23 protein-coding genes and 1 tRNA gene are annotated in these 25,163 nt (G+C 72.2%); 19 read left to right on the top strand and 5 right to left on the bottom strand.

Translation table 11 applies throughout. The annotated features are described in order from the left end of the window. Nucleotides 1-46: 46 nt before the first annotated feature. Nucleotides 47-670 carry a 5-formyltetrahydrofolate cyclo-ligase gene (locus AC07DI_RS06225; RefSeq protein ID WP_478902526.1) on the bottom strand — a complete coding sequence of 208 codons (624 nt, stop codon included), beginning with the start codon at nt 668-670 and terminating at the stop codon, nt 47-49. Between the two features lie 92 nt (nt 671-762). On the opposite strand from AC07DI_RS06225, the gene galU reads away from it, so the two are divergent. The 9 genes from galU (at nt 763) to AC07DI_RS06180 (ending at nt 8,372) form a co-directional block, all read left to right on the top strand. Further along, on the top strand, nt 763-1,674 hold the full coding sequence (galU, locus tag AC07DI_RS06220; protein ID WP_384262673.1) for a UTP--glucose-1-phosphate uridylyltransferase GalU: 912 nt from the start codon (nt 763-765) through the stop codon (nt 1,672-1,674). A gap of 4 nt (nt 1,675-1,678) precedes the next feature. Then, nucleotides 1,679-3,025: a molybdotransferase-like divisome protein Glp gene (gene glp, locus AC07DI_RS06215; RefSeq protein ID WP_478902525.1), complete on the top strand. Its 1,347-nt coding sequence runs from the start codon at nt 1,679-1,681 to the stop codon at nt 3,023-3,025. 84 nt (nt 3,026-3,109) lie between these two features. Further along, nucleotides 3,110-3,634 (top strand): cyclic pyranopterin monophosphate synthase MoaC, encoded by a 525-nt coding sequence (gene moaC / locus AC07DI_RS06210; protein WP_384262678.1) that lies wholly within the window; start codon nt 3,110-3,112, stop codon nt 3,632-3,634. Further along, nucleotides 3,631-4,314 (top strand): MogA/MoaB family molybdenum cofactor biosynthesis protein, encoded by a 684-nt coding sequence (locus tag AC07DI_RS06205; protein WP_478902523.1) that lies wholly within the window; start codon nt 3,631-3,633, stop codon nt 4,312-4,314. Before moaC ends, AC07DI_RS06205 begins: the two co-directional genes overlap by 4 nt. After that, on the top strand, nt 4,311-4,934 hold the full coding sequence (locus AC07DI_RS06200; protein WP_384262727.1) for a GNAT family N-acetyltransferase: 624 nt from the start codon (nt 4,311-4,313) through the stop codon (nt 4,932-4,934). Before AC07DI_RS06205 ends, AC07DI_RS06200 begins: the two co-directional genes overlap by 4 nt. Nucleotides 4,935-5,152: 218 nt before the next feature. Beyond that, nucleotides 5,153-6,385 carry a divisome protein SepX/GlpR gene (gene sepX, locus AC07DI_RS06195; RefSeq protein ID WP_478902521.1) on the top strand — a complete coding sequence of 411 codons (1,233 nt, stop codon included), beginning with the start codon at nt 5,153-5,155 and terminating at the stop codon, nt 6,383-6,385. A gap of 85 nt (nt 6,386-6,470) precedes the next feature. Then, a tRNA-Ala gene (locus AC07DI_RS06190) sits at nt 6,471-6,544 on the top strand. A 130-nt stretch (nt 6,545-6,674) separates the two neighbouring features. Then, nucleotides 6,675-7,109 (top strand): hypothetical protein, encoded by a 435-nt coding sequence (locus AC07DI_RS06185; protein ID WP_478902520.1) that lies wholly within the window; start codon nt 6,675-6,677, stop codon nt 7,107-7,109. A gap of 15 nt (nt 7,110-7,124) precedes the next feature. Continuing rightward, on the top strand, nt 7,125-8,372 hold the full coding sequence (locus AC07DI_RS06180) for a HAMP domain-containing sensor histidine kinase (RefSeq protein WP_478902518.1): 1,248 nt from the start codon (nt 7,125-7,127) through the stop codon (nt 8,370-8,372). Nucleotides 8,373-8,428: 56 nt separating this feature from the next. Here the strand turns inward: AC07DI_RS06180 and AC07DI_RS06175 are convergent, their stop codons facing one another. Next, a complete protein-coding gene (locus AC07DI_RS06175) occupies nt 8,429-8,980 on the bottom strand; it encodes a GNAT family N-acetyltransferase (RefSeq protein ID WP_478902517.1) in 552 nt (183 codons plus the stop codon). Between the two features lie 69 nt (nt 8,981-9,049). On the opposite strand from AC07DI_RS06175, the gene AC07DI_RS06170 reads away from it, so the two are divergent. Further along, nucleotides 9,050-9,841 carry an exodeoxyribonuclease III gene (locus AC07DI_RS06170; RefSeq protein WP_384262691.1) on the top strand — a complete coding sequence of 264 codons (792 nt, stop codon included), beginning with the start codon at nt 9,050-9,052 and terminating at the stop codon, nt 9,839-9,841. 155 nt (nt 9,842-9,996) lie between these two features. Next, entirely contained in the window at nt 9,997-11,022 is a 1,026-nt protein-coding gene (locus tag AC07DI_RS06165; protein WP_478902516.1) for a DUF6528 family protein, read from the top strand. Nucleotides 11,023-11,036: 14 nt separating this feature from the next. Here the strand turns inward: AC07DI_RS06165 and AC07DI_RS06160 are convergent, their stop codons facing one another. Continuing rightward, on the bottom strand, nt 11,037-11,663 hold the full coding sequence (locus AC07DI_RS06160) for a MerR family transcriptional regulator (protein WP_384262729.1): 627 nt from the start codon (nt 11,661-11,663) through the stop codon (nt 11,037-11,039). Between the two features lie 231 nt (nt 11,664-11,894). Here AC07DI_RS06160 and AC07DI_RS06155 point away from each other — a divergent pair, with 231 nt between their 5' ends. From AC07DI_RS06155 to AC07DI_RS06145, 3 genes are read left to right on the top strand one after another with little or no spacing between them, the layout of a single operon-like run. Beyond that, nucleotides 11,895-13,472, top strand: coding sequence for a flavin-containing monooxygenase (locus AC07DI_RS06155; RefSeq protein WP_478902515.1), 1,578 nt, complete (start codon nt 11,895-11,897; stop codon nt 13,470-13,472). Continuing rightward, nucleotides 13,469-14,398 carry an alpha/beta fold hydrolase gene (locus AC07DI_RS06150; RefSeq protein WP_478902513.1) on the top strand — a complete coding sequence of 310 codons (930 nt, stop codon included), beginning with the start codon at nt 13,469-13,471 and terminating at the stop codon, nt 14,396-14,398. Before AC07DI_RS06155 ends, AC07DI_RS06150 begins: the two co-directional genes overlap by 4 nt. Then, on the top strand, nt 14,395-15,294 hold the full coding sequence (locus tag AC07DI_RS06145; RefSeq protein ID WP_478902512.1) for an SDR family oxidoreductase: 900 nt from the start codon (nt 14,395-14,397) through the stop codon (nt 15,292-15,294). Before AC07DI_RS06150 ends, AC07DI_RS06145 begins: the two co-directional genes overlap by 4 nt. A gap of 107 nt (nt 15,295-15,401) precedes the next feature. Here the strand turns inward: AC07DI_RS06145 and AC07DI_RS06140 are convergent, their stop codons facing one another. After that, a complete protein-coding gene (locus AC07DI_RS06140) occupies nt 15,402-18,800 on the bottom strand; it encodes a S41 family peptidase (protein ID WP_478902511.1) in 3,399 nt (1,132 codons plus the stop codon). Between the two features lie 174 nt (nt 18,801-18,974). Here AC07DI_RS06140 and AC07DI_RS06135 point away from each other — a divergent pair, with 174 nt between their 5' ends. Continuing rightward, nucleotides 18,975-19,565, top strand: coding sequence for a TetR/AcrR family transcriptional regulator (locus tag AC07DI_RS06135; protein ID WP_384262705.1), 591 nt, complete (start codon nt 18,975-18,977; stop codon nt 19,563-19,565). Between the two features lie 126 nt (nt 19,566-19,691). Further along, a complete protein-coding gene (locus AC07DI_RS06130; RefSeq protein WP_478902508.1) occupies nt 19,692-21,932 on the top strand; it encodes an MMPL family transporter in 2,241 nt (746 codons plus the stop codon). Nucleotides 21,933-21,999: 67 nt separating this feature from the next. Here the strand turns inward: AC07DI_RS06130 and AC07DI_RS06125 are convergent, their stop codons facing one another. After that, complete coding sequence (locus tag AC07DI_RS06125) at nt 22,000-22,356, bottom strand: SsgA family sporulation/cell division regulator (RefSeq protein ID WP_478902507.1); 357 nt, start codon at nt 22,354-22,356, stop codon at nt 22,000-22,002. 184 nt (nt 22,357-22,540) lie between these two features. Between AC07DI_RS06125 and AC07DI_RS06120 the strand changes: the two genes are divergently transcribed. Genes AC07DI_RS06120 through AC07DI_RS06110 form a run of 3 tightly spaced genes read left to right on the top strand, consistent with a single transcriptional unit; the run spans nt 22,541 to nt 25,162 of the window. Next, nucleotides 22,541-23,629: an energy-coupling factor ABC transporter permease gene (locus tag AC07DI_RS06120; protein WP_478902505.1), complete on the top strand. Its 1,089-nt coding sequence runs from the start codon at nt 22,541-22,543 to the stop codon at nt 23,627-23,629. 1 nt (nt 23,630) lies between these two features. Further along, entirely contained in the window at nt 23,631-24,392 is a 762-nt protein-coding gene (gene cbiQ, locus AC07DI_RS06115; protein ID WP_478902503.1) for a cobalt ECF transporter T component CbiQ, read from the top strand. After that, nucleotides 24,380-25,162, top strand: coding sequence for an energy-coupling factor ABC transporter ATP-binding protein (locus AC07DI_RS06110; RefSeq protein ID WP_478902501.1), 783 nt, complete (start codon nt 24,380-24,382; stop codon nt 25,160-25,162). Before cbiQ ends, AC07DI_RS06110 begins: the two co-directional genes overlap by 13 nt. The last annotated feature ends 1 nt before the right edge of the window (nt 25,163 follow it).

Genomic DNA, 25,163 nt, shown 5'->3' with positions numbered 1-25,163 from the left:
GGGCCCTCCACGCACGCGTGGAGGGCCCTTTCGGGTTGGCGGGCCCCTACCGGAACCGGCGTACCCCCGAGGGCGTCACGACGGCGTGCACCGGCTGGTCGTGCGCCTCCTCGGGCAGGTACGGGACCACCTCGGAGTCGTACAGGAGCACCACGAGGGAGGGGTGGGCGTCCGCGCGCTCCAGGCGGGCCAGGACCCGGTCGTACGACCCGCCGCCGCGCCCGAGCCGCATCCCGCGCGCGTCGACGGCGAGCCCCGGCAGCAGCACGGCGTCGGCCGTCAGGACGGCGTCGGGCCCGAGCCGCGCGCCCGCGGGCTCCAACAGCTCGATCTTCCCCTGGTGTTGCACGCGGACGAGCGAGCCCGCCCCGTCGTACGCCCCCCAGTCCAGGTCGTTGTCCCCGAGCAGCGCCGGGAGCAGAACACGGGTCCCGCGCGCGTGGAGGGCGTCGAGCAGGGCACGGGTGCCGGGTTCGCTGCCCACCGAGACGTACGCCGCGACGGTGTGCGCGTCGGCGAGTTCCGGGAGTTCCAGCGCGCGGTCGGCGAGAACCGCGGCCGCCTTCCGTGCGTCATCCCCGGTCAACCCGCTTCTCACCGCCAGGAAGTCTCGCCGCAACCTGCGCTTGGTTGGCTGGCCACCGGCCTCGGTACCGCTGGTTCCGCTCATGGGGATCTCACATTTCCTTCCTCGTGGCGCATATGCCGCCGAATTATCCGGACCCACAGATTCCGTGCATACGCACCGGATATGGTGGCGCCATGACTGAGTCCCAACCCCCCCACCACCGGATCACCAAGGCGGTCATCCCCGCAGCCGGTCTCGGTACGCGGTTCCTGCCGGCCACCAAGGCGACCCCTAAGGAGATGCTGCCGGTCGTCGACAAGCCGGCCATCCAGTACGTGGTCGAGGAGGCCGTGTCCGCGGGCCTCGACGATGTCCTCATGATCACCGGTCGCAACAAGCGCCCGCTCGAGGACCACTTCGACCGCAACTACGAACTGGAGTCGGCCCTCCTGAAGAAGGGGGACGAGGCCCGTCTCGCCAAGGTCCAGGAGTCCAGCGACCTCGCGACGATGCACTACGTACGCCAGGGCGACCCCAAGGGGCTCGGTCACGCCGTCCTGTGCGCCGCTCCGCACGTCGGCGACGAACCGTTCGCCGTACTCCTCGGCGACGACCTCATCGACCCGCGCGACCCCCTCCTCGCCCGCATGGTCGAGGTCAGGGAGCGGCACGGCGGCAGCGTCATCGCCCTCATGGAGGTGGCCCCCGAGCAGATCCACCTCTACGGCTGCGCGGCGGTCGACGCCACCGAGGACGGCGATGTCGTCAAGGTCACCGACCTGGTCGAGAAGCCCGACGCGGCCGACGCCCCGTCGAACTACGCGATCATCGGCCGCTACGTCCTCGACCCGAGCATCTTCGGCATCCTGCGCAAGACCGAGCCGGGCCGCGGCGGCGAGATCCAGCTCACCGACGCCCTCCAGCAGCTCGCGGCCGACGAGAAGATCGGCGGCCCGGTGCACGGCGTGGTCTTCAAGGGCCGCCGCTATGACACCGGCGACCGTGGCGACTATCTGCGTGCCATTGTCAGACTCGCGTGCGAACGTGAAGATCTGGGCCCGGACTTCCAGGCCTGGCTCCGCAGTTACGTCACCGAGGAGATGTAGCACTTTGAGCAGCAGCACGACGACACCGGTCATCGGCCAGAACCACCACTGGTCGGTGGAAGAGCATCTGGACGACATCCTCGAGACCGTCCGGCCGCTCGAACCCATCGAGCTCCAACTCCTCGACGCCCAGGGCTGCGTCCTGGTCGAGGACGTCACGGTGCCCGTCTCGCTGCCGCCCTTCGACAACAGCTCCATGGACGGCTACGCGGTACGGGTCGCCGATGTCGAGGGCGCGAGCGAGGAGTTCCCCGCCGTCCTCACGGTCATCGGCGACGTGGCCGCGGGCGCGGGCGAGCAGCCCACCGTCGGCGCGGGCCAGGCGGCCCGCATCATGACCGGCGCCCCGCTGCCGCCCGGCGCCGAGGCCGTCGTCCCCGTCGAGTGGACCGACGGCGGTCTGGGCGAGGGCCCCGTCTCCGGAATGCGCGCCCACAGCGCCGCCCCCGAGGGCGCCTCCGGCGAGGTCCGCGTGCACCGCCCCGCCGAGGCACGCGCGCACGTACGCGCGCGGGGCAGCGACGTCCAGACGGGCGACCGCGCCCTGCCCGCGGGCACCGTCCTCGGCCCCCCGCAGATCGCCCTGCTCGCCGCCATCGGCCGCGCCACGGTGCAGGTGCGCCCCCGCCCCCGCGTGGTCGTCATGTCCACCGGCAGCGAACTGATCCAGCCCGGCGAGCAGTTGGCCGAGGGCCAGATCTACGACTCCAACAGCTTCGCCCTCACCGCCGCGGCCCGCGATGCCGGAGCCATCGCCTACCGCGTCGGCGCGGTCGCCGACGACGCCGAGACGCTGCGCTCCACCATCGAGGACCAGCTGATCCGCGCCGACCTCATCGTCACCACGGGCGGCGTGAGCGTCGGCGCGTACGACGTCGTGAAGGAGGCCCTGTCCTCGATCGGCGACCCGGACGCCGAGGACGGCATCGGGGCGGGCAGCGGCGTGGAGTTCCGCAAGCTCGCCATGCAGCCGGGCAAGCCGCAGGGGTTCGGCTCCATCGGCCCCGACCACACCCCGCTGCTCGCGCTGCCGGGCAACCCGGTCTCCTCGTACGTCTCCTTCGAGCTCTTCGTGCGCCCCGCGATCCGCACGCTCATGGGCCTGCCCGAGGTGCAGCGGCCCACCACGCGCGCGCAGCTGCTGTCGGACAAGGCGCTGCACTCGCCCGAGGGACGCCGTCAGTTCCTGCGCGGGAAGTACGACGAGGAGGCGGGCCGGGTGATGCCCGTCGGCGGTTCCGGTTCGCATCTGATCGCCGCCCTCGCGCACGCGAACGCGCTGATCGTCATCCCCGAGGACACCTCCTCGGTGGAGCCGGGCGCGGACGTCGAGGTGGTCCTGCTCGGCTGAGCGGGCCACCCGCGCGGTACCGTGTCGCGCACAACAGGCCCGCGCGCCGCACCGCGCGGGGCCCGGACCGGGAGCGCCAAGCACATGACCGCGATTTCCCGGGGGGACACCCCCGGAGCCCCTGAGCAGCAGCGACTGACCCACATCGACGAGGCGGGCGCCGCCCGCATGGTGGATGTGTCCGCCAAGGACGTGACCGCACGCACCGCCCGCGCCAGTGGCCGCGTACGGGTCTCGCCGCGCGTGATCGAACTGCTGCGCGGCGAGGGCGTACCCAAGGGCGACGCCCTGGCCACCGCGCGGATCGCGGGCATCATGGGCGCCAAGCGCACGCCCGACCTCATCCCGCTCTGCCACCCGCTGGCCGTCTCCGGAGTGAAGCTCGACCTCTCCGTGGCGGACGACGCCGTCGAGATCCTCGCCACGGTGAAGACGACCGACCGGACGGGCGTCGAGATGGAGGCCCTCACCGCGGTGAGCGTCGCGGCCCTCACGGTCGTCGACATGGTCAAGGCCGTCGACAAGGGCGCCGTCATCACCGACGTACGCGTCGAGGAGAAGACCGGCGGCAAGTCGGGGACGTGGAGCCGCGAAGGAGCCGGGGCGTGAGCGCGGGCGACGGGCACGCACGCGTGGCGCACGATTCCGCACCGGAAGCCGCCCAGGCATCCGCATCGGCATCCGCACCGGAAGCCGCACAGGCATCCGCACCGGAAGCCGCACAGGCATCCGCATCGGCATCCGCACCAGAAGCCGCACAGGCATCCGCATCGGCACCGAACGGAGACGGCGCGCCGTACCGCGCGCTCGTCGTCACCGCCTCCAACCGTGCCGCCGCCGGTGTCTACCCCGACCGGGGCGGCCCGATCCTCGCCGAGGGCCTGGCCGCGCTCGGCTTCGCCGTCGACGGGCCGCGGGTAGTACCCGACGGCGACCCGGTCGGGCAGGCCCTGCGCGCGGGCGTGGACGCCGGGTACGACGTCATCCTCACCACCGGCGGCACCGGCATCTCGCCCACCGACCGCACCCCCGACATCACCCGTCAGGTCATCGACCACGAGGTGCCGGGCATCGGGGAGGCGATCCGCGCGTACGGCAGGGACAAGGTGGCCACCGCCGTCCTGTCGCGCGGCCTCGCGGGCGTGGCGGGCAGGACGCTCATCGTGAACCTGCCGGGCTCCACCGGAGGTGTACGCGACGGTCTCGCCGTCCTGGAACCGCTGCTGAAGCACGCGGTCGACCAGCTGCGCGGCGGCGACCACCCAGGACCACCGGGGGGTGCGAGCTGAACAGCCCCTCCTGGCCCGTCGAGCTGCGGGACGGTGACGTCGTCCTGAGGCCCATAAAGCTGCGTGACCAGCGGGCCTGGCGCGAGGTCAACCGGCGCAACCGCGACTGGCTGCGCCCCTGGGAGGCCACGATCCCGCCGCCCACGCCCAGCGGCCCGGTCGTGCACCGCCCCACCTACCGTCAGATGGTGCGCCATCTGCGCGCGGAGGCCGGCGCGGGCCGCATGCTGCCCTTCGTCATCGAGTACCAGGGCCGCCTCGTCGGGCAGTTGACCGTCGCGGGGATCACCTGGGGCTCGATGTGCTCGGGCCATGTCGGCTACTGGGTCGACGAGTCCGTGGCGGGCCGCGGGGTCATGCCGACCGCCGTCGCGCTCGCCGTGGACCACTGCTTCCGCTCGGTCGGACTGCACCGTATCGAGGTCTGCATTCGCCCCGAGAACACGCCGAGCCGACGGGTCGTGGAGAAACTCGGATTCCGCGAGGAGGGGCTGCGCCCCCGTTATCTCCACATCGACGGAGCGTGGCGCGATCATCTGGTCTTCGCGCTGACGGCCGAAGAGGTACCGGAAGGGTTGTTGCGCCGCTGGCACCGGGCGCGACCTCGGAACACGGCGTAGAACGGCTGACGACCCGTGAAAATGAAATATGTGTTCGAAATTGACCGGTGAACGGCTGTCCAGGACCCGTATGAGTCTTGTCTCAGGCATTAATTTCACACTGACGGTGGTCTGTTGGTCGCATCAGTCGCAAAAAAAGTTCGAGATATCAGCCAGATCGTGCGACACACCGGCCCAATTGGCAGATGGCCTCACGGAAACCCCTCTACCGTGTGAGCGTGAGCAGCAGCGGCCTCATCTACGCAGTCATCGTCGGGGCCTGGGCCGCCTACTTGGTGCCGATGTGGCTCCGTAGGCAGGACGAGCTGAACGAAGCCCGTCCGACGGAACGCTTCAGCACCGCCATCCGGCTGCTGTCCGGACGGGCGGGCATGGAGCGCCGATACGCCAAGGACCTGCAGGCGCGCTCGCCCGAGGAGGGGGAGTCGCGCGACGCCCCGGACGTCATCACCGGCTCGGTGGACGTCCGGTCCTTCGCCGTGCCCCCGTCCGATACGGCGGGCCACCGGACGGACCGGTCGGACCGGGCGGAGTACCGGGAAGAGCGGGCGGAGCCCGAACGCGAGCAGGAACCCGCCCCGGCCTCCCGGTCCAAGACCTCCGCCAAGGCCCCCGCCAAGAGTCCGGGCAAGGCGGCGACCCCCGCACAGCGCGCCGCGTCGGCGGAGGCCGCCGCGCGTGCCCGGCGCACGAAGGTCCTCGCCCGGCGCCGCCGTACGACAGTGCTCCTCTTCCTCGCCTTCACGGTCGGCGCCATCGTGGCCGGCGTCGGCGGCCTCGCCTTCCTGTGGGCGCCCGCCGGGCCCGCCGTACTGCTCAGCGCGTACATCGTCTATCTGCGCGGCCAGGAGCGGCGCCGCTTCACCTACACGATGGACCGGCGCCGGGCCGAGGTCGCGGCGCAGCGGCTGCGCGAGCGGCAGCCGCGCCGCAGGCCGACGGGGGCGGAGCCGGCCGCCGACGCGGTGGCTCAGGAGGGTCCGGCCGCCGGGACGGAGACGGGCCTGTCCGCGCTCGCCGCGGACCGCCGCGCTCTCGTCGAGCAGACCGACCACGCCGAGTGGGTCGACCAGCAGCGCGAGCGGCAGCGCGGGCCGGGACGCGGCGACAGCTGGGACCCGGTCCCGGTGCCGCTGCCGACGTACGTGACCGCGCCGGTCGCCCCGCGCGCCACCGGCAGCGTCGACCTGGGCTCGCCCGACGCCTGGAGCTCGGCGCGGTCGAGCACGGCGGAGCCGTCCGCCGAGCGCGCGGCCGAGCGGGAGCGTCCCGCCGCGGGGCGGGGCGGCGAGGCGCCGGGCGACATCGACGGCGCCGAGGGCGCCGACGCCGATGGCGGCCGCAGCGACAAGCGCCGGGCGGCGTCCGCGCGGCGCGCTCGCGAGCGCGGTCGCACGCCGCTCTTCGACCAGTACGAGGACGGCGACCGGCCGCGCGCGGCCAACGAGTGAAGCGTCGTGAGGTCGCCCTGGCTGACCAGCCAGGACCGGATTTCCGACCACCCGGGTGGGGGTGCTAGAGTTTCACTCGTTGCAAGGGCCTGTGGCGCAGTCTGGTAGCGCACCTCGTTCGCATCGAGGGGGTCTGGGGTTCAAATCCCCACAGGTCCACTGCACATGAGATCCCGTCCAGTTCATCGAACTGGGCGGGATCTTTGCGTTGGGGCCCACGCGTGAATTGTCGGGCTGTAGATATATTTGATCCATGCTGTCGCGGTCGTCGTCTTTGCGGGGTGTCGCTGTGCTCGGCATCACACTCGCCGCCGCCGTGCTGGCGGGCGGGTGCGCCGAGCCTCAGGGGCTGCGGGTGGAGGGGGCCGCGCTGCGGCCTTCGAGGGTGGCCGGACCTGTGTACATGGCGGACGTGACGGGGCGGCCGTTGCAGCAGCCGACGGTGGTGCGGCTCAGCGAACTGGTGGCGCTCACCGAGTTGAGCTGGCGGGACTGGGGCGGGCCGACCGCGCGGGCCACCGGGAAGCTCAGGGGCACGTGGTGCCTGCCCGGGTGCGCGAAGAAGCCGTACGACGCGACGCTGCTGCTCAGCGGTCTGGAGCGGCAGGACCGCGTGGCGTCCTACCGGCGGGCCACCGTGGAGCCGAAGGCACCGGAGGAGCTGCCCGCTACCGCGGTGAACGTGCAGTTCCAGGGGATTCGCCTGCCGGTCCCGGACCTCTGAGGCGCGGGGAGCGGCATGGGACTGCGCACCAAGATCGGCTTCGCCATCGCGGGCACCGCGGCGCTGGTCTCCGTCGTGATGGGGCTCCTCGTCCACCATCGCGCCGTCGAGACGCAGTACGCGGGTGCGCGCAGCCAGATCGGGGACCGGCTGCGGACCGCGGTGCAGGACCACGCGGCCGGGATCGACGGGGACCGCACCCTCATCGACCCCGCCGATCTGCCGGGGCCGCTCGCCGGGGCCGTGGCGAACGGGCGGTGGGGCGTCTACCTGGACCGGAGCGGGCGGGTGCCGCAGCTCTGGGCGGCCAGCAAGTACGGCGGGGAGGTCGTCGCGCTGAAGCGGCCGTACGACAGGGAAACGCAGACCGTACGGGATCTGGACCGGGTGCTGTGGATCTCCGGCGGGTTCGGGACGGCGTTGGCCTGTGTGGTGGGGCTGCTCGTCGCGACGCGGCTCGGGCGGCGTCTGCGGGTGAAGGCGGGGGCGGCGCAGCGCATCGCGGAGGGGGATCTGACGGCGCGGCTCCCGCTGCGTGGCAAGGACGAGATCACCCGGCTCGCGGCCGCGGTGAACACCATGGCCGACGCGCTCGCGGCCCGGCTGCAGGCCGAGCGTGAGGTCACGGCGAACATCGCGCACGAGCTGCGGACGCCGGTGGCCGGCATGGTGACGGCGGCCGGGCTGCTGCCGCCGGGGCGCCCTTCCGAGCTGGTACGGGAGTCCGCGCAGCGGCTGCGGGAGCTGGTCGACGACGTCATCGAGGTGGCGCGGCTCGACGGCGTGGGGGAGCAGGCGGTGGCCGAGCCGTGCGAACTGGGGGAGCTGGTGCGCAGGTCGGTCGCGGCGGGGGCCGCGGGGGCGGCCGGTGTGACGGTGGACGTCGTACGCGATGTGGAGGTCGTGACGGACCCCCGGCGTGTGGAGCGGGTGATCGCCAACCTCGTCAGCAACGCGTTGCGGCACGGAGCGGCGCCGGTGCTGGTCGAGGTCGACGGCGGGGTGGTGCGGGTGCGGGACTCCGGGGGCGGGTTTCCGGAGTCCCTGCTCTCCGGCGGCCCGCAGCGGTTCCGCAGCGGGTGCGGGACGAAGGGGGTGGGCCTCGGCCTCGGCCTGACGATCGCGCAGGGTCAGTCGCAGGTGCTTGGAGCCGGACTGCGGTTCAGCAACCCGGCGGGCGGCGGGGCCCTGGCCGAGTTCGACCTGCGGTCGGCTGTGCGGGGTGGTTCCGGCGGCGGGGCGGGAGGTAGTCGCGGGGGGTAGTCCCGCCGGGGAGGGGGGGGCGGCGCGGGGGCCGGCCCTGGGGGCGGGAAGGGACGCTACAGCGCCTTCGCGTAGCAGCGGCTGAGGTCGTCGAAGCGGTAGAGGCCGAACTTGGCGGGGGCGGGGGTGTAGCCGCTGGAGGTGTAGAGGGCTATCGCCTCCGGCTGCTTGGTGCCCGTTTCCAGGACCATGCGGACGCGGCCCGCCGCCCTCGCGTCCTCCTCGAGCGCCGCGAGGATGCGCCGGGCGAGGCCGAGGCCGCGCGCCTCGGGGGTGACGTACATCCGCTTCAGCTCGGCGTCGCCGTCCCGGTAGCCCTCCCCGTTCTCGTCCATGCCGCGCCAGCCGCCCGTCGCCAGGGCGGTGCCGTGCTCGTCGTACGCGATGAGGTAGAGCCCGCGCGGGGGTTCGAACATGGTGGGGTCGAGGGGTGTGATGTCGCCCTCGTCCCCGTACCGCTCCGCATATTCCAGCTGGACGTGGTCGTTGAGGCGGATCGCGTCGGGGTGCGCGAAGGTGACGGTGCGGAGCTCGACGGGGGTGGTGGCCTCGCGGGCCGTCGCGGGGGCGGGTACGGAGGCGGCGGCCTCGCGGGCTCGGATAGTCATGCGCTCCATCGTACTTCTATGCGAAACGGGTGAGGGCTGCGCAGTCCAGTGTGCCGGTATCGTGCCCGGATGCTCACTGTGACCTCTGTGAATGTCAACGGCCTGCGCGCCGCCGCCAAGAAGGGCTTCGTGGAGTGGCTCGGCGGGACCTCGGCCGATGTGGTGTGCCTCCAGGAGGTGCGGGCCGAGGCGCACCAGCTGCCGGACGAGGTGCGGGAGCCCGAGGGCTGGCACGTCGTGCACGCGCCGGCCGCCGCGAAGGGGCGCGCCGGCGTCTCGCTGTACACGCGCCGTGAGCCGGACCGGGTGCGCGTCGGCTTCGGGTCGCAGGAGTTCGACGGCAGCGGCCGGTACGTCGAGGCCGACCTGCCGGGCGTCACCGTGGCCAGCCTGTATCTGCCCTCCGGCGAGGTCGGCACCGAGCGGCAGGACGAGAAGGTCCGGTTCATGGGGGAGTTCCTCGTCCATCTGAGGGAGCTGAAGGCGCGGGCCGCCGCCGAGGGGCGGCACGTCGTCGTCTGCGGCGACTGGAACATCGCCCACCAGGAGGCCGACCTCAAGAACTGGAAGGGCAACAAGAAGAACTCCGGCTTCCTGCCCGAGGAACGCGCCTGGCTGAGCGAGGTCTTCGAGGAGTACGAGGACGTCGTGCGGCAGCAGCACCCGGGCGTCGAGGGCCCCTACTCCTGGTGGTCGTACCGCGGCCGCGCCTTCGACAACGACACGGGCTGGCGCATCGACTACCACGTGGCGACGGCGGGGCTCGCCGAGCGCGCGGTGAAGGCGTTCGTGGAGCGGGCCGCGAGCCACGGCGAACGCTGGAGCGACCATGCGCCCGTGACGGTGGTCTACGACCTGTAGGACCCGTCTTCGAGCCCCCGCCCGCGCGGCACCCGCGGCGGCGGCGCGCGCGGTCATAAAGTCCGGCGGAGGGCTGTCCCGGGCCCGCAAGGCATGGCAGATTGCGGACGCGCCATGTCCAACTCCCAAGGTGTCGGGGGGACTTCATGTCTGCCGTGGCTGCCAGTACTTCGAGACGTGCGGTGCTCGTCGCCGCCGCGGGCGCGGGTGTCGCGGTGGCGCTGCCCGCCACCGGGGCGTACGGCGCGGACGGCGGTGACGTTCCGGCGGGCACGCCGCCCGTGCTCCTGACCGAGCAGGCGAGCAAGCGGATCCTCGTCCTCGACCCGCGGCGCCGCGTCTGGGACCCGGCCGTCGACCCGTCCGCCGTGCGCTGGCAGTTCTCGCCGCTCGGCGACCCCCGCTACGACGACCTCCTGCCGCGGGAGAGCTGGCGCTACCCGTGCGAGGCGAAGGTGCGGCTGCACCGGAAGCGTACGTACGTCCTGACCACCGCGTCGTTCGGGTTCGCGGCCGTCGTCGAGTATCCGACGGGCAGGCGGTACTGGGGCACGGCGATCGGGCCCGGCGACGATCTGTTCAATCCGCACACCGCCGAGCTCCTGCCCGACGGCAATGTGGCCGTCGCCTGCAGCACGGGCGCGCGGGTGCGGCTGTACGCGGCGTCGCAGGGGCCGCGGGCCGAGCGGTACGCGGAGGCGGAGCTCAAGGGCGCGCACGGGCTGCACTGGGACGGCGTACGCGAAGTGCTGTGGGCGCTCGGCGACGACGAGCTGGTGTCGTACGCGGTGGGCGGCACGGCCGCGCTGCCCACGCTCGCGCGGCGCTCCGCGGTGGGGCTGCCGGTCGGCACGCCGGGGAAGACGCCCGGCGGGCACGACCTGTTCCCGGTCGCCGGGCGGCCGGGGCGGCTGTGGGTGACGACCAGTGCCGCCGTCTTCCAGTACGAGACGGTGAGCGGGGCGTTCGTGGGGGACTTCGCCGGGCACGGGACGATCTCGCGGAAGGCGGTGAAGACCGTCGGGAACGATCCGCGCACCGGGCAGGTGCTGACCACCGTGCCGGAGAGCGGGCTCGGCGAGACCTGGTGGACGACGACGGTCAGCGTGCACCTGCCGGAGAGTGTGTACAAGTACGTTGACGGCGGCATCTACAAAGCCCGCTGGTGGCTGCCCCGCTGAAAGCCGCAGCTGCTCTACGCGTCCTTGAGTCGGCGGTCCAGTGCCATCGAGAGCTCCGCCTCCACGACGCTCTTGGCGAGCGGGCGCAGCTGCTCGATGTCGACCTCGGCGGTGTCCGGGACGTGGGCGCGCATGACCGTGATGAACAACTCCGCGAGCGCGTCGGCGTGTTCGCGTACGCGCTGGCCCGCCTGCAGGACCGCGGCGAGCGGAACTCCCTTGCGCACCAGGGTGGATGAGGCGTCGAGGAGGCGGCGGCTGATGTGGACGAGTTCGTCGCCGTCCGTGCCGAGGTAGCCGAGGTCCAGGGCGGCGACGAGGTTCTCGGGGGTGACCTCGCCCGCGAAGTGGTCGGCGAGTTCCTCGGGGGTGAGGCGGACCGGCTGCTCCTCGGTCGGTTCCCCGAGGCCGAGGAGTTCGCCGACGTCGCGGCCCTTCTCGAAGGCGTCGGCGAGTTCGGCGATGCCGTTCAGGGTGTGGCCGCGCTCCAGGAGGGCGGCGATGGTGCGCAGTCTGGCCAGGTGGTGCTCGTCGTACCAGGCGATGCGGCCCTCGCGGCGCGGCGGCGGGATCAGGCCGCGCTCGCGGTAGAAGCGCACGGTACGCACGGTGATGCCGGCCGCCTCGGCCAGTTCCTCCATGCGGTACTCGCGTACGCCGCCGTCCGGTGCGCTCCCGCGTCCGGCGTGCCGTCCGCCCTGCCGTCCGCCTTCTCGGTCGTCTGCCACGCGGGAAGCCTATCCGGGCGGCGCTCGGCGATACCGGCGGTAACTTTTCCCCGCCGTACCCCTACCCATGAGTACGTGTCTGGCTTACGCTCCCAATTGCGCCAGTGGTTACTGGCAGAGTCGTGTACTTCGGGAGGCGGCGGCATGGCCGAGCGCGAGCGGAGCCCCGAGCAGGGGCGCGAGTACGAGCACGTACGGGTGGCGGTGATCGGATCCGGATTCGGCGGTCTCGGGGCCGCCGTGCGGCTGCGCCGCGAGGGCATCACCGACTTCGTCGTCCTGGAACGGGCCGGCGCGGTGGGTGGCACCTGGCGGGACAACAGCTACCCGGGCTGCGCCTGCGACGTGCCCTCGCACCTGTACTCCTTCTCCTTCGCGCCCAACCCCGACTGGCCGCGCACCTTCTCCGGCCAGGAGCGCATACGCGAGTACCTGGAGCACGTCGCCGACACCTTCCGGCTGCGCCCGCACATCCGCCTCGACACCGAGGTGAAGCTGATGAGCTGGGACGCCGAGCGGCTGCGCTGGGAGATCCGGACCAGCAACGGCATCCTCACCGCCGACGTCGTCGTCTCCGCCACCGGGCCGCTCTCCGACCCCAAGACGCCGGACATCCCCGGCCTCGACACCTTCCCCGGCAAGGTCTTCCACTCCGCGCGCTGGGACCACGACTACGACCTCGGCGGCAAGCGCGTCGCGATGATCGGCACCGGCGCATCGGCCATCCAGATCGTCCCCGAGATACAGAAGAAGGTCGGCAGGCTCACCCTCTTCCAGCGCACGCCCCCGTGGGTGATGCCGCGCGCCGACCGGGCCATCACCGGCGTCGAGCGCTGGCTGCACAAGCAGCTGCCGTTCACCACCCAGGCCCGGCGCGGACTCCTGTGGGGCATAAGGGAGTTGCAGGTCCAGGCGTTCACCAAGCGGCCCAACGAGCTCGGCATGGTCGAGCAGATAGCCAAGCGGAACATGTACCGGGCGATCAAGGACCCGGTGCTGCGGGAGAAGCTGACGCCCACGTACCGCATCGGCTGCAAGCGCATCCTGCTGTCCAACACGTACTACCCGGCGCTCGCCAAGCCCAACGTCGACGTCGTCGCGAGCGGCCTCACCGAGGTCCGGGGCAGCACAGTCGTCGCCGCCGACGGCACCGAGACCGAGGTCGACGCGATCATCTTCGGCACCGGATTCCACGTGACGGACATGCCGATCGCCGACCGCGTCGTCGGGGACGCGGGGCTCACGCTCATGGAGACCTGGAAGGACGGCATGAACGCGCTGCGCGGCGCGACCGCCGCCGGGTTCCCCAACTGGATGACGATCATCGGCCCGAACACCGGGCTCGGGAACTCCTCCATGATCCTGATGATCGAGTCCCAGCTGAACTACATGGCGGACTACCTGCGGCAGTTGAACGTGCTCGGCGGCACCGCCGCGCTCGCGGCCAGGCCGGATTCCGTGCGCGCCTGGAACGTGCGGGTGCAGGAGCGGATGAAGCGCACGGTGTGGAACACCGGCGGCTGCAACAGCTGGTACCTCGACAAGAACGGCGTCAACACCACCGTGTGGCCCGGCACGACCACCGAGTTCCGGGCGGCGACCCGCCGGGTCGACCTCTCTGAGTACGACGTGCTGCGGCCTCCGAAGACACCGGAAGCGGCACCTGCCGCCGTCCCCGCGCGCGGGACGTCCGGTACCGAGAAGGTCGAGGCGGGCGCATGAGCAGGCTGAACCGTGCGGGGAACGGGGCCTACGCGCCGCCCGTCGCCGCAGGCCGACTGACCGCCGTCTCCGCCGACGGGGCGCACGTCCACGTCGAGGTGCACGGTCCCAAGGACGCGCCCGCCGTGGTGCTCGCCCACGGATGGACCTGCTCGACCGCCTTCTGGGCCGCGCAGATCCGCGCCCTCGCCACCGGCCACCGGGTCATCGCGTACGACCAGCGCGGCCACGGGCGCAGCGCGGCGCCGTCGGCTGCCGACGGCTACAGCACGCGGGCGCTCGCCGACGACCTGGAGGCGGTCCTCGCGGCGACGCTCGCGCCGGGCGAGAAGGCCGTGCTCGTGGGGCACTCCATGGGCGGCATGACGATCATGGCCGCGGGCGGCAGGGACCGGGTGCGGGAGCACGCCGCCGCCGTCCTGCTGTGCAGTACGGGAAGCTCGGCCCTGGTCGCGGAGGCCACGGTGGTGCCGCTCCTGCGGGCCGGGCGGATGCGGACCCGGATCACCCGGTCGGTGCTCGGCTCACGGGCGCCGCTCGGCCCCGTCACGCCGGTGGCCAGGCGGGTCCTCAAGTACGCGACGATGGGCCCCGGTTCGGCGCCCGACAAGGTCGACGCGTGCGCGCGGATCGTGCACGCCTGTCCGAGGATCGTGCGCCACGGCTGGTCGCACGTCCTGGAATCGCTTCAACTGGACGTCGAGGTCGGCGCGTTGAACGTACCCACCGCCGTCCTCGCCGGTACGGCCGACCGCCTCACCCCCATCGTCCACGCGCGGCGCATCGCGGCCGCGCTGCCGGACTCCCTGGGCCTCACCGAACTGACCGGAGTCGGCCACATGACGCCCATCGAGGCGCCGGACGCCGTCACCGTGCGCATCACCGAACTCGTCGCAACGTACGTACAGGTCAAGGAGGGCGCATGAGCAGGGTCAGCCTGGAGGGGCAGGTCGCGGTCGTCACCGGCGCGGCGCGCGGGGTCGGTGAGCTGCTGGCCCGCAAACTGTCGGCGCGCGGCGCGAAGGTCGCCCTCGTCGGCCTGGAGCCGGACGAGCTGAAGCTGGTCGCGGAGCGGCTGCACACCGAGTCCGCGCACTGGCATGCGGACGTCACCGACCACGAGGCGATGGCGCGGGTCGCGCAGGAGGTCAAGGAGCACTTCGGCAAGGTCGACATCGTCGTCGCCAACGCGGGCGTGGCCAGCGGCGGGCCCTTCCTGGAGTCCGACCCCGACGCGTGGCGCCGCGTCATCGAGGTCAACCTCATCGGCAGCGCGGTGACGGGCCGGGCCTTCCTGCCCGTCCTGATGGAGAGCCGCGGCTATCTGCTGCAGATCGCCTCGCTCGCCGCGATCACCCCGGCGCCGATGATGACGGCGTACTGCGCGTCGAAGTCGGGCGTCGAGGCGTACGCGCACGCGCTGCGGGCCGAGGTCGGCTACAAGGGCGTCAGGGTCGGCGTCGGCTACCTCTCCTGGACCGACACGGACATGGTGCGGGGCGCCGACCAGGACGACGTGATGCGGGAGCTGCGGTCGCGGCTGCCGTGGCCGTCCAACAAGACGTACCCGCTGGGCCCGGCGGTCGACCGCATAGTCGCGGGCATCGAGCGCCGCTCCAGTCATGTGTACGCGCAGTGGTGGCTGCGGGGCATGCAGGGCATCCGCGGCTACCTGCCGGGGGTCATCGGCGCGGTGGGGCAGCGGGAGATGCGGCGGTTCGAGCCGCGGCTGGGGTCGGTGTCCACGGGGCTTGTGGGGGCGGGGGGTTCGGCGGACGAGAGGGCGCGGGCGGAGTCGCCCACGGGGCGGGTGGGTGGGTAGAACGCCGCGGAGCGGCGACGCGTGAAGGGCTGAGGTGCCGGACGAGGTGGCGCGTGAGGGCCTGAGGTGCCGGACGAGGAGGCGCGGAGCAGGAGCCGTCGCCGCGTTCAGGCCCGCGGCGGCAGCACCGGCCTGCTGCGGTCCGGCACGTCGGAGTGGTCCGGCGGCACGGCCGCAGGCTGTTGCTCCAGGAGGTCGAGCGCCAGCCGGACCGCGTCGTCCAGCTGGGCGTGCCGCCCCTCCGCCCAGTCGAGCGGCGTCCGCAGGACGTCCAGGTCCGGGGCGACCCCGTGGTTCTCCACACCCCACCCGTACGCGTCGAACCAGCCCGCGTTCATCGGCACCGTGATCACCGTGCCGTCGCCGAGCCGGTGCCGCCCGGTCATGCCGACCACCCCGCCCCAGGTGCGCTGCCCGACGACCGGGCCGAGTCCGAGCAGCTTGAAGGCGGCCGTGATCATGTCGCCGTCGGAGGACGTCGCCTCGTCGGCGAGGGCCACCACCGGGCCCCGGGGCGCGTTCGAGGCGTACGACACCGGCTCGGCGTTCCGCGTCAGGTCCCAGCCGATGATCTTCCGGGTCAGCTTCTCGACGACGAGTTCGCTGATGTGGCCGCCCGCGTTGCCGCGCACGTCGACGATCAGCGCCGGGCGGTCCACCTCAAGGCGCAGGTCCCGGTTGAACTGGGCCCAGCCCGAGCCACCCATGTCGGGGATGTGCAGGTAGCCGCACTTGCCGCCGCTCAACTCCCGTACCACTTCACGGCGTTTGGCCACCCAGTCCTGATAGCGCAGGGGGCGTTCGTTGATGAGGGGGACGATCGCGACCCGGCGGGGGCGGCGGCCCTCGCCCTCGGCGGGCCGGAAGGTCAGCTCGACCGTCGTGCCGCCCGCCGCAGAGAGGAGCGGGAAGGGCCCGGTCACGGGGTCGACCGGACGGCCGTCGATGTGCGTGAGGATCGCGCCCTCGCGGATGCCCGCACCGGCCAGCGGCGAGCGCGCCTTGGAGTCGGAGGAGTCACCGGGCAGGATCCGCTTGACCATCCACCCCTCCTCCCGGCGCACGAGGTTGGCGCCGAGCAGGCCCATGGCGCGCTGGTAGTGCGGCGGCCCCTCGTTGCGGCGCGCGGCGGAGACGTACGCGTGGGAGGTGCCCAGCTCGCCGAGGACCTCGCGCAGCAGATCGGCGAACTCGTCGGGGGACGCGACGCGTTCGACCAGCGGCCGGTACTGCGCGAGCACCGCGTCCCAGTCGATGCCGCTCATCCCCGGGTCCCAGAAGTAGGCGCGGATGATCCGGCCCGCCTCCTCGTAGGCCTGGCGCCACTCGGCGGCCGGGTCGACCTCGTGCAGGATGCGGCGCAGGTCGATCCAGACGGTGGTGTCGCTGTCGCCCGCCTCGGTGGACGGCACGGCACTCAGGTCGCCCTCGTCGACGACGACGAGCCGTGAGCCGTCGCCGCTGAGCGCGAACCAGTCCAGATGGTCGACGAGCGCGGACTTCTTCGCCTTGGTGATGTTGAAGTGTTCGAGGGTGGGGCGGCCCGAGGTGTCGGCCGGGTTGACGAAGGTCTCGCCGAGCGCGCCCGAGATCGGCCAGCGCAGCCAGACCAGGCCGCCGCCGCTGACGGGATGCAGCGCCGAGTACTTCGACGCGGCGACCGGGAACGGCGTGACCCGCGACGCGAGCCCCTCGACCTCCACCGTCGTGGTGCCGTACCCCCCGCCGCCGCCGTCGGCCGGGTCGAGGCCGCCCGCGGCCGGACGTCCGTCGGGCAGCAGCGCGAAGGGCGACGGGGTCGCCGACGACAGGGGTACGAGGTAGGGGCGGCAGCCCAGCGGGAAGGAGAGGTCGCCGGTGTGCACGTCGTAGACGGGGTCGAAGCCGCGCCAGGAGAGGAAGGCGAGGTAGCGGCCGTCGCGGGTGAAGACGGGGTTCTCGTCCTCGAAGCGGCCGTCGGTGACGTCGACGACCGTACGGGCGCCGGGCCCCTCGATGCGGACCAGCTTGATCTGGCGCAGGGAGCGGCCGACGCCGGGATGCGACCAGGTCAGCCAGGTGCCGTCGGGGGAGAAGGCGAGGTCGCGGACCGGGCCGTTGACGGAGCGGATCAGCTCGGTGACTTCGCAGTCGGCGCCCGCCGCCTCACTCGCGCCCCCGTCCGAGCCCCGGCCCGTGCCCTCACCCGTGCCTTCGCCCGCAGCGGCGCCCGTCTCCTCGCCCGGCTCGTCCCCCGCCTCGTCCCCCACCGTGATGAGGAGCAGCCGGCCGTCGTTGGAGGCGACGGCGAGACGCTTGCCGTCCGGGTCGGCCACCAGCTCCTGCACGCGGCCGAGCTGCCCGCTCGCGAGCCTGCGCGGCCCCCGGTCGCCGCTGGCCCGCGGCAGGTAGGTGATCTCGACGGCGTCCTCGCCCTCCGCGTCGGTGATGTAGGCGATCCGCCCGCTGGTGCCGAGCATCTCGGGGAGCCGGACCCGTACCCCCGGGGTGTCGGTGATGGTGCGGGCCGGGCCGTCCCGGTGGGTGAGCCAGTAGAGGGAGCCGCGCACGACGACGGCGCTGGCCCGGCCCGTCGTGTCCACGCAGAGCGCGTCGAGGTGCTGTGCGGCCGGCACCTGGTAGATGCGCCGCCCGGCCCGCGGCCCGCCGAGCCGCACGTCGAGCCGGCGCGGCACGGAGTCCGCCGAGAGGTCGTCGACCAGCCAGATCTCCCCCGCGCACTGGTAGACGATCCGGGTGCCGTCGGCCGCCGCGTGCCGGGCGTAGAACGTGTCGTGGTCGGTGTGGCGCCGCAGATCGGAGCCGTCGGGCAGACAGGAGTAGAGGTTGCCGACGCCCTCGTGGTCGGAGAGGAAGGCGATGCGTCCCGACACGCACATGGGGGAGTCCAGATGCCCGTCGAGGTCGGCGAGGATCTGCTTGCCGTGCACCCACAGGCGGCCCGTCGCGCCGCCCCGGTACCGCTTCCAGGCGGCGGGTTCGTGCGGCGGCTTGCCCGTCAGGAGCAGCGTCTTGCGGTCGCACGCGCTGTCGGCCAGCGAGTCCGTGATCGCGATGTCCCAGACCGGGCCCCAGGGCAGCTTGCCGCCGGGTGAGCCGTCGGTGGGCACGCTGTAGGCCCAGCAGAGGTGCGAGAAGGGCTGGCCGTGCGAGGAGACGGCGAGGATGTCGCCGTCGGGCGACCAGCCGCAGACCCGTGTGTCGGTGCTGCCCCAGTAGGTCAGCCGGCGCGCGGGCCCGCCGGCCACCGGCGCGAGATGGATCTCCGGGTCGAGGCTGCGCCAGGTCGTGTACGCGATGTGGCGGCCGTCGGGCGAGAAGCGCGGATGGCTCACCTTGGTCCGGTCGACGGTGAGCCGCCAGGCCCGGCCGGCCGGGGAGCCCTCCGGGGTGAGGGGGGCCACCCACACGTCGTCCTCGGCGACGAAACAGAGGCGGTCGCCGCTGAGGTGCGGAAAACGCAGGTAGGAGTGGTCGTCCTGGGTGTCGTCGCGCGCGTCGGTCACCCCACCATGCTTTTCCGCCCGGCAGGCGGCGGCAACTTGGGCCGGGGGTGAATCCGGGGCGTGACACAGCACACGTACGAAACGGTTTCGTTTCGTTAGGGCGGGGGCGTACAGTCCCGGTGTACGAAACAGTTTCGTACGACGAGCCCGGGGCATCCGGAGGGGGTGGAGACCGTGACGGAAGCGGCGACGACGCGGCGCAGCAGGATCACGCCCGAACGCGAGGCCGAGCTGTACGCGGCCGTGCTCGACCTGCTCCGCGAGGTCGGGTACGACGCACTCACCATGGACGCCGTCGCGGCCCGCGCGCGGTCCAGCAAGGCCACCCTCTACCGCCAGTGGGGGAGCAAGCCGGAGCTGGTCGCCAAGGCGCTGCGGCACAACAAGCCGGTGTCCCTCGCGGACATCGACACCGGCACGCTCCGCGGCGACCTGCACGAGATGGCAGGACGTTCCGACGACTGCCAGATGGAGCAGGACGCCGCGCTGATGCGAGCCCTGTTCCATGCCGTCCACGACAACCCCGAACTCCACCAGGCGATGCGGCAGTTGCTCATCGAGCCGGAGCTCACGGGCCTGGACGTGCTGCTGCGTAGAGCCGTGGCGCGCGGTGAGGTGGCCGCGGACAACCCGGCCCTGGAGTACGTCGTCCACATGATGGTCGGCGGCTTCGTCGCCCGGGACCTGATCGAGGACCGCACCGTCGACCGTGCGTTCCTGCTCTCCTACATCGACGCCGTGGTCCTCCCCGCCCTCGGCGTCTGATCCACCGCCAACCCCGACTCCGTACCTCCCCCGTACCGACCCCGTACCTGACGCGACCGCTCACGTCGTCGGGCTGATCTCCCCTGCCCAATCCGGACACCACGACCTGACCGGGAGTACGCCCTCGTGGCCACTTTCCTCTACAAACTCGGCAAACTCGCCTTCAGGCGACGCCACTTCGTCGCCCTCATATGGGTGGCGCTCCTGACGCTCGCCGGAGTCGGCGCGGCATCGGCGCCCACAGCGGCCTCCAGCAGCTTCTCCATACCCGGCACGGAGGCCCAGAAGGCCTTCGACCTCCTGGAGAAGCGGGCCCCGGAGGCCAGCGCCGACGGGGCGAGCGCCCGTGTCGTCTTCAAGGCGCCGGGCGGCGAGAAGGTCACCGACAAGGCCAACAAGGCCGAGATCGACAAGACCGTCGCCGCCATCAAATCCGGCTCGGACCAGGTGGCCCGCGCGGACAGCCCCTTCAAGACCAGGACGGTCAGCAAGGACGGCACCACGGCGTACGCCTCCGTCTCGTACAAGGTCACCTCGATGGAGCTGACCGACGACGACCGCGACGCCCTGGAGAAGACCACCGACAAGGCGCGCGAGTCCGGGCTGACGGTCGAGGTCGGCGGCGACGCGCTGCAGGCCATGCCCGAGACCGGCGCCACCGAGATCATCGGCATCGCGATCGCCGCGGTCGTCCTCGTCATCACCTTCGGCTCGCTGATCGCGGCCGGTCTGCCGCTGCTCACCGCGCTGATCGGGGTCGGCATCGGCGTCTCGTCGATCACCGCGCTCGCCAACGCGCTCGACCTCGGCACCACCACCTCGACGCTCGCGATGATGATCGGCCTCGCGGTCGGCATCGACTACGCGCTCTTCATCGTCTCGCGCTACCGCGGCGAACTCGCCGATGGCCGCGACCGCGAGGAGGCGGCGGGCCGCGCCGTCGGCACCGCGGGCTCGGCGGTCGTCTTCGCCGGACTCACCGTGGTGATCGCCCTGGTCGGCCTCGCCGTGGTCAACATCCCGATGCTCACCAAGATGGGCTTCGCGGCGGCCGGCACGGTCGTCATCGCCGTCCTCATCGCCCTCACGCTCATCCCGGCGCTGCTCGGGTACGCGGGCAAGCGGGTCATGCCGATGGGCGAGAAGAGCAGGCTGTTCGGCGGCGGCAGGAAGAAGGCCGCTTCCGGCGAGAACGGCGGTGAGCCGAAGCAGAACATGGGCACCCGCTGGGCCCGCTTCGTGGTCCGCCGCCCGGTCGCCGTGCTGCTCGTCGGCATCGTGGGCCTCGGCGCCGCGGCCCTGCCGGTCTCGCAGCTGGAGCTCGGCCTGCCGGACGACGGCGCGCAGCCGACGTCCACGACCCAGCGCAAGGCGTACGACCTGGTCTCCGACGGCTTCGGCCCCGGCTACAACGGTCCGCTGATGGTCGTCGGCGACCTCAAGGGCGCCGACGACCCGAAGGCCGCGGCCGGCGAGATCAGGAAGACGATCTCCCAGCTGGACGACGTCCTGAACGTCGCCCCGCCGATGTTCAACAAGGACAAGGACACCGCGATCATCAGCGTCGTCCCGTCCTCCAAGCCCAGCGGCGTCGAGACCGAGGACCTGGTCCACTCGATCCGCGACACGGGTGCGCGGATCAAGTCCGACACCGGCGCCGACATCATGGTCACCGGCACCACGGCCATGAACATCGACGTCTCGCAGAAGCTCAACGACGCCCTGCTGCCCTACCTGGCGCTGGTCGTGGGCCTCGCGTTCCTGCTCCTGATCATCGTCTTCCGCTCGATCCTGGTCCCGCTCAAGGCGGCCCTCGGCTTCCTGCTCTCGGTCCTCGCGGCCCTCGGCGCGGTCGTCGCGGTCTTCCAGTGGGGCTGGCTCGGCTCGCTCTTCGGCGTCGAGCAGACCGGCCCGATCATGTCGATGATGCCGATCTTCATGGTGGGCGTGGTCTTCGGCCTCGCGATGGACTACGAGGTCTTCCTCGTGACCCGGATGCGGGAGGCGTACGTCCACGGGGAGCGGCCGGGCCAGGCGATCGTGACCGGTTTCCGGCACGGGGCCCGGGTGGTCTCGGCGGCGGCGGTCATCATGATCGCGGTCTTCGCCGGGTTCATCGGCTCGTCCGAGCAGATGGTGAAGATGATCGGCTTCGGCCTCGCGATCGCGGTGTTCTTCGACGCGTTCGTGGTCCGCATGGCGCTGGTGCCCGCGGTCCTCGCGCTGCTCGGCAAGAAGGCGTGGTGGCTGCCGAAGTGGCTGGACCGCGCGCTGCCCAACGTGGACGTCGAGGGCGAGGGGCTGCGTACCCAGGGGGAGAAGGGCGCCGGGTCCGCCGACGCGGAGAGGGAGCCGGTGCGGGTCTGAGCCCGTACCGCGCCCACCGGGGCCGGGCCCGGGTCTGGCCTGATGGCCCGGCCCCGGCCTGATCGGCCTAGCGGGTGACCGGGGTGACCGGGGTGGCGGCGGTCGCGTACGTGCGGCGCAGGAAGCGGATCAGCGCCGACGCGTCGAACTGGACGACCGTCACCCCGTCCCCCTCGTGGAACTCCACGACCGTCTGGACCCGGCCGCACGGCCAGACGTGTACGCCGCCGGAGGTGACCGGGGCAAGCAGCCCCTGCTCCAGGAGCTGCCGGTCGAAGACGCGGTGGGGGGAACCGGGGAGGCCGATCCGCACCGCGTGCGGGTCGGCCTCCGCGTCGTAGTGGAGCATGACGGGGACGGCGCGGTGGCCCTCTGAGGTGTCCGTGACGAGGTGGGCGCGTGCGTACTGCTCGACTGCGGACATCACTGAACTCCTCATCCATCCGGACGCTTCATCACCAATGTCCCATATGTCCGGCAATGCGCCGCGGGGGGCGTAGCCGATTCGGGACCGCGGTGCTCTTGCAAACCGTTTGCAACAAGGCCCTATCATTGAACGGTTCACGAGCGATCTGCCCTGTCCAGGGCCCCTGCCCAGGAGCGAGCGCATGCATGTCCCCGATGGGTTCATCAATGTCCCGGTGTCCGCCGCCGCCGGGGTCGTCGCCGCCGGCGCGGTAGCCGTCAGCCTCAAGGGCGCACGGCGCGAACTGGACGAACGGACCGCTCCGCTCGCCGGTCTGGTCGCCGCCTTCATCTTCGCCGTGCAGATGCTGAACTTCCCCGTCGCGGCCGGGACCAGCGGACACCTCCTCGGCGGCGCGCTCGCCGCGATCCTCGTCGGACCCTTCACCGGCGTGCTGTGCGTCTCCGTCGTCCTGCTCATGCAGGGCGTGCTCTTCGCCGACGGCGGTCTGACGGCGCTCGGCGTGAACATCTCCGACATGGCGATCGTCACCACCGTCGTCGCCTACCTCGTCTTCCGCGGCCTGGTGAAGGCGCTGCCCCGCGGCCGCCGCTCCATCACCGTCGCCTCGTTCGCCGCCGCCCTGCTCTCGGTGCCCGCCGCCGCGGTCGCCTTCACCCTCATCTACGCCGTCGGCGGCACGACCGACGTCTCCCTCGGCAAGGTCGCCACCGCCATGGTCGGCGTGCACGTCCTCATCGGCATCGGCGAGGCGGTCATCACCGCGCTCACCGTCGGCGCCGTCATCGCCGTACGGCCGGACCTGGTGTACGGGGCGCGCGGCCTGACCAAGCCGTTGAAGCTGCGCGTCGGCGGGGAACTGGTGGACGCGCCCGCGGCGGCCGACGGGCCGGCCCCGGTCGCCGCCGGGCCCGCCACCCGCAAGGTGTCCACCCGCAAGGTGTGGATCGCGGGCATCGTCGCCTCCCTCGTCCTCGCGGGCTTCGTCAGCTTCTACGCCTCGGCGGACCCGGACGGCCTGGAGAAGGTCGCCCACGACAAGGGCATCGACAAGAAGGCCGAGGAGCACGCCGCCGCCGACTCCCCGCTGGCCGACTACGGCGTCAAGGACATCACCGACGCCCGCGTCTCCGGCGGTCTCGCGGGCATCATCGGCGTGGGCGTCACGGTCGTCGCGGGCTCGGCGGTCTTCTGGACGCTGCGCCGCCGCCGTACGGGCGACACCGCACCGGCCGCCGTGCCCGAGAGCGTCACCTCCGAGAAGGCCTGACATGGGCGCGGGCCACGCCCACCGGCTCTACCGGCAGGGCCGTTCACCGGTGCACGCCCTGCCGCCGCACACCAAGCTGGCCGCGGTCTTCTGCTTCGTGATCGTGGTGGTCTCCACGCCGCGCGAGGCGATGTGGGCCTTCGGGCTCTACGCGGTACTCCTCGGCGTCGTCGCGTACGCGGCCCGCGTCCCGGCCGGCTTCCTGCTCAAACGCCTCCTGATCGAGATCCCCTTCGTGGCGTTCGCCGTGCTGATGCCGTTCGTCGCGCAGGGCGAACGCGTCGACGTGCTCGGCCTGTCCCTCAGCGTCAACGGCCTCTGGGGCGCCTGGAACGTCCTGGCCAAGGGCACGCTCGGCGTCGCCGCCTCCGTACTGCTCGCCGCCACCACCGAACTGCGCGCCCTGCTCCTGGGCCTCCAGCGGCTGAGGCTGCCCCCGCTGCTCGTCCAGATCGCCTCGTTCATGATCCGCTACGGCGACGTCATCACGGACGAGATGCGCCGCATGAAGATCGCCCGCGAGTCGCGCGGCTTCGAGGCGCGGGGCGTACGGCAGTGGGGCGTCCTCGCCAAGTCCGCGGGCGCGCTCTTCATCCGCTCGTACGAACGGGGCGAGCGGGTCCACCTGGCCATGGTCAGCCGCGGCTACACGGGGTCGATGCCGGTCATCGACGAGGTGGTGGCCACGCGGGCGCAGTGGGGATACGCGCTGGCCCTTCCGTCCGCCGCTCTGCTCGTCTGCCTGTTGGGATGGACCCTGTGACCTCTGAACCCTCTCCGCTTTCCGCCCCTTCCCTGGAAGTGTCCGGACTGGCCTTCGCCTACCCCGACGGCCATCAGGCGCTCTTCGGCGTCGACATGACGATCGGCCGCGGCGAACGGGTCGCGCTGCTCGGCCCCAACGGCGCGGGCAAGACCACCCTGGTCCTGCATCTGAACGGCATCCTGACCGGCGGCGCGGGCACGGTCACCGTGGCCGGGCTGCCCGTCGGAAAGAAGCACATGGCGGAGATCAGGCGCCGGGTCGGCATCGTCTTCCAGGACCCCGACGACCAGTTGTTCATGCCGACCGTCCGCGAGGATGTCGCCTTCGGCCCGGCGGCGTCCGGAATGCGCGGCCCGGAGCTGGAGGCGCGTGTACAGAAGGCCCTCTCCCGGGTCGGCATGGCGGAGTTCGCGGACCGCCCGCCGCACCACCTCTCCTTCGGCCAGCGGCGCCGGGTGGCGGTGGCGACGGTGCTCGCGATGGAGCCGGAGATCCTGGTCCTGGACGAGCCCTCCTCCAACCTCGACCCGGCCTCGCGCCGCGAGCTGGCCGACATCCTGCGCTCGCTGGACGTGACGGTCCTGATGGTCACGCACGACCTGCCGTACGCCCTCGAACTCTGCCCCCGGGCCCTGATCCTCAGCGACGGCGTGATCGCGGCCGACGGCCCGACCGGCGACCTGCTCGCCGACGACGACCTGATGAGCGCACACCGCCTGGAACTGCCTTTCGGCTTCGATCCGAAGACGGTGAAGGTGCGGGGCTAGG

Source organism: Streptomyces sp. NPDC044106 (assembly GCF_056433985.1).
This window is presented reverse-complemented; position numbering and strand designations above follow the sequence as displayed.